Origin of the sequence: Dryocola clanedunensis (assembly GCF_038405435.1) — a bacterium.
GTDB lineage: Bacteria > Pseudomonadota > Gammaproteobacteria > Enterobacterales > Enterobacteriaceae > Dryocola > Dryocola clanedunensis_A.
In genome coordinates, this window is the sequence record NZ_JBBYHZ010000230.1 from 1 (window position 1) to 516 (window position 516).

Here is a 516-nt window from a genome sequence, read left to right on the forward strand (position 1 = left end):
CGCCGACGATCTGGATCGGGAAGGCCAGGTCTTCCACCATCTGGCGGATCACCGCCAGCTGCTGGTAGTCCTTCTTGCCGAAGGCGGCGACGTCCGGCTGGACCTGGTTGAACAGGCGCGAGACCACGGTGCAGACGCCATCGAAATGGCCCGGGCGGTGCGCCCCTTCGAGCAGGCCGCTGATGCCCGGCACGTTGACGCTGGCCGCCAGCTCGACGCCGAACGGGTACATCGATTCAACGGTGGGCAACCACAGCACATCGCAGCCGGCCTGCTCCAGGCCGGTGGTATCGGCTTCGGGCGTACGCGGGTAGCGGGTGAAGTCCTCGTTCGGGCCGAACTGGGTCGGGTTGACGAAGACGCTGGAGACCACGCGGTCGGCGTACTGCCGCGCCAGCGTGACCAGCGAATAATGCCCTGCATGCAGGTTGCCCATGGTCGGGACCAGCGCGACGCGCAGGCCCTCGCGCTTCCAGCCGTTGACGACGGCGCGCAGACGGGACAGTTCGGTGACGG

The 516-nt window shown here is 67.8% G+C and carries 1 protein-coding gene; it reads right to left on the reverse strand.

Features of this window, described 5'->3' with window-relative positions; all coding sequences use genetic code 11:
- Positions 1–516, reverse strand: a 516-nt coding sequence (locus tag AAE045_RS24380) for a 4-phosphopantoate--beta-alanine ligase (RefSeq protein ID WP_455549866.1), incomplete at both ends; no start/stop codon positions are given.